Raw genomic sequence first — 8225 nt, 5'->3', positions numbered from 1 at the left:
AAAGAATGATAGTAAATATAAACTTTAAAAAATACAATATAAGTATATAAAACCATATTTTATAGCGTATTTGGAAGGAGCTTTTTATGAACTATTATATTTGCGAGACGTGTGGGGTCCAGCATGATCTATCTTCTACAGAACCTAAAGAGTGCAAAATTTGTACAGAAGAAAGACAATATGTAAGTGTTAATGAACAATCTTGGACAACTTTAGAACAACTTGTTCAATCCAATCAATTCAAGAATGAATTTACTGCTGAAATGGAAGGTTTACATAGTATCAAAACTACTCCTTCATTTGGAATTGGGCAAAATGCGTATTTAATTCAGAACAAAGATTTTAATGTGCTTTGGGATTGCATTACTTATATTGATGAAGAAACCATTTCTAAGGTTCGAGAATTAGGTGGCATCCAAGCAATTGCCCTATCCCATCCACATTATTACTCGACTCAAGTTGAATGGGCAGAAGCTTTTAATGCTCCCATTTATATTCATGAGGATGACAAAGAATGGGTGACTAGGCCAAGTAAACATATTATCTTCTGGGCTGGCGATACATTAAAATTGCATGATGGAATTGTCTTGCATCGTATAGGTGGACATTTTAAAGGGGCTACCGTTTTAGAATGGAATAGTTCAACCGATAGCGTTCTACTTGTTGGTGATATTGTTCGAGTTGTTGCAGATCGACAATGGGTTACTTTTATGTACAGTTATCCAAATTTTATCCCATTACCCACGAATACCGTTAAGCGAATGGCTCAACAATTAAACTCAATCCAGTTTAATAAGTTATTTGATGCATTTCATCGAGTCATATCAACGGATGCTCAATCAAGAGTTCAATTATCTGCAAAGAGGTATATAGCTGCACTTGAAGGTGAATTATTTGAGACTTAAATCAACAATCAAACGCTATTGTTGAATAACTTTGTCCTTAATTTGGCTAAAACTCAATTAATTTATAGAAAAAACACCAAACACCTCCAAAGAATGTATATCCTTTGAAGGTGTTTTTTGTTTTGGCAGATATTTTGTCAGCCCGCTTACTAACGCAAAAGCAAGTCACCTTTTGTATTTACGCTTTGTTCCAACTCTTTTGCTTTAGCGTGATGACGGCCAATCGGTACGATTAGTGGTGTATTAGAGACCGGATCATTAATCACTTGGCAATCTAAGTGGAAGGTTTCTTTTATCAAATCAGCAGTTAAAATTTCAGTTGGTTTTCCTTCTGCAATGAGATGACCATTTTTCACTGTAAACAAATAATCTGCATAGCGTGCGGACAAGTTAATGTCATGTAACACCATTACAATTGTCGTACCATACTTTTTATTTAAATCTGTTAGTAAATCTAAAATTTCTACTTGGTACGTAATATCCAAATACGTTGTTGGCTCATCTAAAAACAAAATGTCCGTTTGCTGTGCTAATGCCATCGCGATCCAAACACGTTGTCTTTGGCCACCTGATAGTTCATCGATATTACGGTCTGCAAATTCGGTAATATTCATCATTTCTAATGCTTCTGCTACTGCTTCATAATCTTTTTTTGACCAACCCTTCATCACACTTTGATGAGGAAAACGACCGCGACCAACGAGATCTGCTACCGTAATACCTTCTGGAACGATTGGTGATTGAGGAAGTAGCCCTAGCACTTTTGCCAATTGTTTAGGTGCCATTTTATGAATGGATTTACCATCTAAAAGCACTTCCCCACCTGTTGGCTTTATTAAACGTGCCATTGTTTTTAGTAATGTCGACTTACCACAACCGTTAGCACCAATAATAATGCTAATTTTATTACTCGGAATTGATAAGTTGACGTCGTTTAAAATCATTTTATTTTCATATCCTGATTGAATATATTTCGTTTCAAATGTATGAGTTGTCATTAAATATCTCCCTTTCGATTAATACGAATTAGCAAGTAAATTAAATATGGTGCACCGATAATCCCTGTAATAACGCCAACCGGAAAGCGGGTTTCAAAGGCAAACTGACCAATTAGATCCCCACCTAACACTAAAATAACCCCGATTAAACCTGCTGGAAGAATATTCGAAAACCCAACCCCAACAAGGCGTTGAGCAATAGGTCCTGCTAAAAAGGCTACGAACGCAATTGGACCGGTTGTTGCTGTAGCTAAAGCGATGATTAATACTGCACTAATCATTAAAATGACGCGGGTCTTATTGGTATTGACCCCTAAAGAAGTCGCAGCTTGTTCGCCTAACTCCAGCATTTCAAGATGTTTCGCAAAATAAATGAGCACAGGTGTTACAAGCACGATTGCAATGATTAATGGATATGTCAATTCGAGCTCTGCCCCATTTAAACTTCCACTTAACCAACGTAAAGCATTTGGTAAGTCATTCGTTTTTCCTATTAGCATTAAATACGAAATAAATGCATTTAACATTGCTTGAATTCCAATACCAATCAATATTAATCGACCGATAGAAAAAGATGTTCCTTTTGACAACCCATAAATGATAGCAACCGTTACAAGCCCACCGACAACGGCAGCAAGTGAAACAACCGTACTGCTCGTATGCAAAACGATAATGCAAAAAACAGCTGCTGCACTAGAGCCGGTTGTAATCCCAATGACATTTGGATTAGCTAATGGATTACGCAGCATCGTTTGGAAAATATACCCCCCTGCCCCAAAAGCAAAACCTGCAAATAAACCAGCTACTGTTCGTGGCAAACGAATTTCGTTAATAGCAAAAGAAGCTCCTGGAATAGTCTCACCAAGTAAAACATCTATTACATCTGCTACAGGATAAATCGTATTCCCGAGCATCATCATCGTACAGCACAAACCAATGGCAATAATAGCTAAAATTATCGTAACACCTACATAGCGATTTCGGCGTTTTTTTCTTGCTTTTATAATTTTATTCATCGTTTCATTCATCATATTGTACGCATTTTCGCTTTCATAGTAATTAGTATTAAAATTGGTGCGCCGATAAAGGCTGTTAAAATCCCAACTTCTAATTCGCCCGGACTACCAAGGAATCGACCGCATACATCCGAAATTAACAAGATGATAGCGCCAGACAATGCCGCTAAAGGAATAAGGAAACGAACATCCGATCCTACAACTAATCGAATCAAATGGGTAGCAAGTAAACCGATAAATCCGATTGGACCCGCTAACGCCGTCGCTGCCCCACAAAGTAAAACACCAGCAAAAGCGGCTAACATGCGAATAACTCCTGTGCGCACGCCTAAGCCTGTCGCCACTTCGTCACCGAGTGCTAATGCATTCAATGCAGGTGCTACTATAATCGCTATCACAACACCAACAATCAAAAACGGAACAAAAATATGAACGGAATCCCAATTGGCAGCTCCTACACTTCCAACTTGCCAAAAACGGAATTGATCCATAACATTCGTACGTGGTATTAAAATAGCTGTTACAAGTGAAGATAAAATAGCTGTCGTCGCTGCTCCAGCTAATACAAGTTTTAGCGGTGTCGCTCCACTTGCGCCAATCGAGCCAATTCCAAAGACAAATATCGCTGTCAAGATTGCACCAACAATTGCTAACCAAATATAATCACTTGGTGAATGAATGCTTAAAAAAGCAATCCCACAAACAACAAATAAAGATGCGCCCGTATTGACCCCTAAAATACTTGGATCTGCAATTGGATTTCGTGTGACAGATTGCATCAGTGCCCCAGATACACCGAGAGCTGCCCCACATATTAAACCGAATATCGTTCTTGCGATACGTTGTCGCACAACGCTTGCCTCATGACTTTCTATAGAAGGATGAAACAAGCCATCTATAAGCCCATCTAGACCAATTGTACGAGAACCAAATGCAAGAGACATACAAATACTAACAATGAGCAAAATGAGCAAAAGGGTTACTACCCTTGCTAAATGCTTTGGTAGTAACCTTTGCTTATTTTCTTTTTCAAGAATATTTTTCATTATTATTTAACGTTTTTTGCAACGTCTGAGATTTTAGATAAATAATCATCAATTGTATATTGAATTGATAATGGGCTTGGTGTACCAGCAGCTGCTAAAGGTGTATTGTCTTCAATGACAACAACGTTACCTTTTTCAATTGCCGGAACTTTACCTAAAATAGGGTCTTTTTGAAGTGTTTTTAATGTCGTATCGTCACCGTATACAACTAACATTTCTGTATCATTTAATACGTCTGCATTTTCTGCACTTAATTCAAGATAGAAACCACTATCATCTTTAATTTGTTTTTTAATACCTTCAGGATATTCCATTCCAACTTCTTCTAACATTTCACCACGTGGATCTGATGGTGTGTAAATGTAGAATTTAGATAAATCTGTTGTATTGAACATACCGAAAGCGGCTTTTTTACCTTTAACATCTGGATATTTTGCAGCAGTATCAGCGATTTTCTTTTCAGTATCTTTGATCAACTGTTCGCCTTCTTTTGCCATGCCCATACCCATTGAATCGTATTTCACTTGGTCGCGCCATGAAGTTACCCATGGTTGATCTTTATATGCAACTACTGGAGCAATTTCGCTTAATTTATTGTACTCTTCTTCAGTAATTCCAGAATACGCTGCTAAAATGACATCTGGTTTAGAATCAGCAATTGCTTCGTAATCTAGACCATCTGTATCTTGATAAACGTTTGGTTTTTTAGCGTCTAGTTCATCTAATTTTTCTTGTGTCCAAGGTAAGATACCTGTTTTGATATCTTTAATGCCGTAATTGGCTGCTGAAAAACCAACAGGTACGACACCTAATGCTAATGCTACGTCATGGTTTGCCCATGCTATCGTTGCAACACGTTCAGGTTTTTTCTCAATTGTTGTTGTTCCGAATGCGTGTTTGATCTCGATTGGATATTGACCATCTGCTGATTCAGACTTTGTATCACTTGATGATTTTTCTTTTGAAGAATCATCTGAACAAGCTGCTAATGCAAGTACTAGAACAGACATAATTGCAAATAGCAGTACTTTTGTCATTTTCTTCATTTGTTACACTCCTCTAATAATTGAATGATTGATAATGAGAATCTTTATCACTTATAAAAATATAACTTTCAATCTTTAAAATGTCAATAAAAAAATGGTAATATCCTAGACTAAAACCCATCTAAAGGAAATATCATCGTTTAATGTAACTTTGTTTTGCATTTTTAATTGATAAGGATTATCATTATCATAATAGAAGTATATGAGTAGGAGTGTACAATATGGATTTATATGATGTAACAATTGTCGGCGGAGGTCCTGCAGGTTTATATAGCGCCTTTTATAGTGGCATGAGGGATTTGAAAACGAAAATTATTGAATTCCATCCTCAACTTGGCGGAAAAGTGAATATCTTTTTAGAAAAGATGCTTTGGGATGTCGGTGGTCAACAACCCATTCAAGGTGAAGTCTTTTTAAAAAATTTAGTTCAACAAGCAATGACATTCAACCCAACTGTATGTCTAAATTCAAAAGTCAAATGGATTGAAAAGAAAAATAACTTCTTTACAATTACAACTGAATCTGGAGAAAAACATTATTCAAAAGCGGTCATCATTGCGATTGGCGGTGGCATCTTCCAACCTATTAAACTAGAAATCGATGGTGCCGAAAAATATGAAATGACCAACTTACACTATACGATCAATGGTATGGAACGCTTCCGTGGCAAAGAATTATTGATCTCTGGTGGAGGCAACGCTGCAATCGACTGGGCAGTTGAATTACTCCCTATCGCTAAAAAAATAACCGTGATTTATCGTAGTGACGAATTAAAAGCGCATGAATCTCAAGTCAACAAATTAAAAGATCATGGCGTCGACATTTTACTCAATACTGAAATCCAAAAACTACATGCAAATACACAAAAAACAGCTATCGAATCAGTAGACATCGTTCAAAATGGTGAAATTCAAACCATCACAATGGATGATATTTTAATATGCCATGGCTATAACCGTGAAGTATCTCTTGAATTTGAGGAAGGCATTGCACCAAAACGCAACGAAAGTCAACTCTTCGAAAGCATCGGCCAATGCAAAACAACAACACCTGGAATTTTTGCCGTCGGCGATATCGTTTCTTACGACGATAAAGTATACTTACTCGTTGGTACATTCAACGATGCCGTACTAGCGGTCAACAGCGTCAAAAAATACATCGAACCCGAAGCCGACAGCTACGCAATGGTCTCTTCACACAACGAAAAATTCCGTGAGAAAAACCAGGAATTGTTGGCTGAGATTTATCGTTAGATATTACGCCACAAGATCTGTGGATGCATGCAGGATTTAATATTAAAAAGTGCAGAAACAGCTTGTACATATAAATTTAAAACGACAATGGACGTTATATGGACGTAACTGGTAAGTTCAAAAAGTGATCTCAAGGCTAACACTTAAAATTGAAACTTACTAATATAAAAAGAATGCCAAAATCCTTGTATTAAGGAGTTTGGCACTCTTTTTAATTATATGGTTTGTGTTATGGAAACGGTGGGACATAGAAGACATCTTCTTCAAACCCCCGCCACATCAGGTTTTTCCGCGCTACTTTTTCATTAAAAGTACGCGTGGCAACTTAAATGTTATACAAGCTAATCCTCTAGGTAGTGGAATTTCGGATAGTAACTTAGCTATTTTTAGTGTTATTAAAGTTGTTTTACCACTACCTGGCCCTGCACTAATAATTGTATTTTTATTGCTCTCGTAAGCTCGCCTTTGAACATCATCCAATTGGTTAAGTTTTTTATTTAGAATATTCATAATTTAACCTCTTTTTGAGATGTTATTTGATTGCGGATATCCTTTAAAGCATTTTCTATATATAATGGTATGAAGTTCTTATCACATATATTAGATAATGATTGTGCAAACCTTCCTTTACCAATTTTAGATGTATTCCCCTCTATTTGATTTAAACACTTATTATATCTCTTTGTATTAAAGTTACTTTTAAATTTATTTTTATGAAGATCTCCCCCAGCTGTCATCAAATCAAATAAATTAAATAATTTTTCTTTACTTTCTTTGTGTGTAGCTATTTTATTCATCATATCTACTTCTAACGTATATTCTCCTATATGAACATGATTCACACGGAATATTTTATCCAATTCATTCCATTTATCATCACTTTCTAAAGCTGTTTGAATCTCGTCTAAATCAATTATTTTCAATTCTTCATTAATTTTGACAAATCGATCATTACCATCATATCCAATACCTTTATTTGATTTAGAATGCATTTCATTAAAAATTTTCTTTTCATCTTCATGATAGTAATAATCACCATCTGTAATAACAACATAAGGAATCCCTAACTCCCTTAAAAAAACCAGGTAGGGTTTAAAATCCGTACCATTAATATTACAACAAATTATTCCTTCTAAATCTAATTGTATTTCCAATAGCTCCGCAAATTTCGGAATCAGATATTCTTCTGCAATCCCTTCTACTAAAATTATTCCTCTACCAAAATACATTTCTCCTCTTTTGACATCGATATAACGCTGCATATCTAACTTTTGTCTATCTGTAAGTTGAATATTTGCAGCAGAATAACCTTTTGTTCCACTTTCTTTAGATGGAATAAGATGAACAATTGAGTCTATAGGTGCAATTGAAGTAATAAAAGGTGAATGGGTTGAAATTAAAATTGATGTGTTTTCTTTCATTACTTCTTTATAAACTGTTCTTTGTATCGAGGGATGCAAGTGTGCTTCTGGTTCTTCGATTGCTAGAAGCGTAAAAGATGCTTCTCTATCTCTGTTGATATCAAAGAACTTATATAATTCATTATACTTCTCTTTTTGAATATCACTTTTTAAAATATACTTATCTCCACTTTTTTCAAAACAATCATCTAAAACTTCACATTCCTCATCTTCAAGTTCCTTTATCACATCCATTTTATTTTCACTTAACACCTTAGGTACAGTATCATCTTCAAGTTGCATCATCAATAAAGAAAGATAAATTAAATTATTTAACCCTAGACTAGAATCTCTTATATCTCTTCCCCTAGTTCCAACTGTGATGTTAATATTACTTAGCACTTTTGAAGGATTAATATTATTTGTTTGTAAATCAATTATTAAATCATTATTCTTATTACTCACTTTTTTCAAACTATTATTTATAGTGGACAATAACAAACTAATCTCTTGTATTTTTAGAATTTCATTATTATTTTCTTTCATAGTTCTAGAAATTTT

At 35.3% G+C, this 8225-nt stretch carries 8 protein-coding genes; 2 read left to right on the top strand and 6 right to left on the bottom strand.

The window, feature by feature from the left end; all coding sequences use genetic code 11:
* Nucleotides 1–86: 86 nt before the first annotated feature.
* Nucleotides 87–905, top strand: coding sequence for an MBL fold metallo-hydrolase (locus D1606_RS17600; protein WP_119417322.1), 819 nt, complete (start codon nt 87–89; stop codon nt 903–905).
* Nucleotides 906–1054: 149 nt separating this feature from the next.
* Here D1606_RS17600 and D1606_RS17595 read toward each other — a convergent pair whose 3' ends face one another.
* Genes D1606_RS17595 through D1606_RS17580 form a run of 4 tightly spaced genes read right to left on the bottom strand, consistent with a single transcriptional unit; the run spans nt 1055 to nt 5011 of the window.
* Nucleotides 1055–1903: an ABC transporter ATP-binding protein gene (locus D1606_RS17595; protein WP_119417321.1), complete on the bottom strand. Its 849-nt coding sequence runs from the start codon at nt 1901–1903 to the stop codon at nt 1055–1057.
* Complete coding sequence (locus D1606_RS17590; RefSeq protein ID WP_119417320.1) at nt 1903–2934, bottom strand: FecCD family ABC transporter permease; 1032 nt, start codon at nt 2932–2934, stop codon at nt 1903–1905. Before D1606_RS17590 ends, D1606_RS17595 begins: the two co-directional genes overlap by 1 nt.
* Nucleotides 2931–3965 (bottom strand): FecCD family ABC transporter permease, encoded by a 1035-nt coding sequence (locus tag D1606_RS17585; RefSeq protein WP_119417319.1) that lies wholly within the window; start codon nt 3963–3965, stop codon nt 2931–2933. Before D1606_RS17585 ends, D1606_RS17590 begins: the two co-directional genes overlap by 4 nt.
* 2 nt (nt 3966–3967) lie before the next feature.
* The gene (locus tag D1606_RS17580; protein ID WP_119417318.1) at nt 3968–5011 is read right to left on the bottom strand and encodes an iron-siderophore ABC transporter substrate-binding protein; all 1044 of its coding nucleotides are present in this window, start codon (nt 5009–5011) and stop codon (nt 3968–3970) included.
* Between the two features lie 221 nt (nt 5012–5232).
* Between D1606_RS17580 and D1606_RS17575 the strand changes: the two genes are divergently transcribed.
* Entirely contained in the window at nt 5233–6264 is a 1032-nt protein-coding gene (locus tag D1606_RS17575) for an NAD(P)/FAD-dependent oxidoreductase (protein WP_119417317.1), read from the top strand.
* Between the two features lie 294 nt (nt 6265–6558).
* Here the strand turns inward: D1606_RS17575 and D1606_RS17570 are convergent, their stop codons facing one another.
* Entirely contained in the window at nt 6559–6774 is a 216-nt protein-coding gene (locus tag D1606_RS17570) for a UvrD-helicase domain-containing protein (protein ID WP_119417316.1), read from the bottom strand.
* Nucleotides 6771–8225 (bottom strand): ATP-dependent nuclease (locus D1606_RS17565; RefSeq protein ID WP_119417315.1); only part of this gene is annotated, 1455 nt, incomplete at its 5' end. The genes D1606_RS17565 and D1606_RS17570, both read right to left, overlap by 4 nt.

This window comes from Rummeliibacillus sp. POC4 (assembly GCF_003576525.1).
Classification (GTDB): Bacteria; Bacillota; Bacilli; order Bacillales_A; family Planococcaceae; genus Rummeliibacillus.
Note: the sequence above shows the minus strand (reverse complement) of the source record. Positions and strands in the feature narration are given on the sequence as shown.